We start from the raw sequence: 1,007 nt of genomic DNA, 5'->3' as shown, positions 1-1,007 counted from the left end.
ACGTGAGCTACCCCCCGTCGCACCCCCGCGGAATGCGCAAGTGCCGCGCATGCGCCCGCGACCGCGCCCGCCGCACCCGCGAGCACCAGCTCGCCCCCGTCGCCACCCTTCCCACCCGCACGACCCCCGAGAGGACCGCCGCGTAATGGCTGGAGAGACCCCGATCACCCTGGTTGGCAACGTGGTTGCCGACCCCGAGTTGCGATTCACCCCGTCCGGCGCCCCCGTGGCGAACTTCCGCGTCGCCTCGACCCCCCGCACGTTCGACCGCGTCACGAACGAGTGGAAGGACGGCGACACCCTGTTTCTGTCCGTCAGCGTGTGGCGCCAGCAGGCCGAGAACGTCGCCGAGTCCATCAAGCGCGGCGACCGCGTGATCGTCGTCGGCCGCCTCGGACAACGCCAGTACGAGAAGGACGGCGAACGGAAGTCGTCGTACGAGATCCAGGCCGAGGAAGTCGGCCCCGCGCTCAAGAACGCGACCGCCCAGGTCGCCAAGAACGGCCAGCAGAACGGCCAGCAGCAGCGCACCCAGGGATACGGCCAGCAGGCCCCCCAGCAGGGCTACAGCGCCCCCCAGGGCGACCCGTGGGCCCAGCAGGGATACGGCAGCGAGCCGCCGTTCTAGACCCCCGCCGCGTCCGGTCGCGGGCCGCCCCATGCGCGGGCGCGCACGCGTGTATCACCCACCACTGACAACCAGGAGCGACCCGCCATGTCCCGTATCCCCGACGCCGTCGCCGTCGCCTCGCTCGACACGCACCGCCTGATCGTCGCCATACCGAAGCAGGGCCCGACGGAGATCACGACCGACCTCCCGCGCGCCGCCGCCGCGTCCGCGCTGCGCCAGGTCGCCGACCAGCTCACCAGCCCGGCCGGCCAGTGCGAGACCGCGCTCATCACCGGCCGCCCGTGCCCCGTGCACGACGCCCCGCCGTCGCCCTCGCGCGCCCTGGTCGACGCGGGCAAGGGTGCCGCCGAGGCCGCCGCCCGCGGCATGGCCCAGG

The 1,007-nt window shown here is 73.5% G+C and carries 1 protein-coding gene and 1 pseudogene; both read left to right on the top strand.

The window, feature by feature from the left end; genetic code table 11:
- Positions 1-145 precede the first annotated feature (145 nt).
- Entirely contained in the window at positions 146-628 is a 483-nt protein-coding gene (locus ACZ4WH_RS44045; protein ID WP_468192008.1) for a single-stranded DNA-binding protein, read from the top strand.
- A gap of 87 nt (positions 629-715) precedes the next feature.
- Positions 716-1,007: pseudogene (locus ACZ4WH_RS44040) on the top strand (hypothetical protein); the annotation flags it as partial.

It is taken from the genome of Streptomyces sp. NPDC029138 (assembly GCF_055564375.1).
This window is presented reverse-complemented; position numbering and strand designations above follow the sequence as displayed.

What these genes read in the sequence shown, in the direction of transcription:
- ACZ4WH_RS44045 (WP_468192008.1), top strand. Translation starts at nt 146, where the DNA reads ATGGCTGGAGAGACCCCGATCACCCTGGTTGGCAACGTGGTTGCCGAC.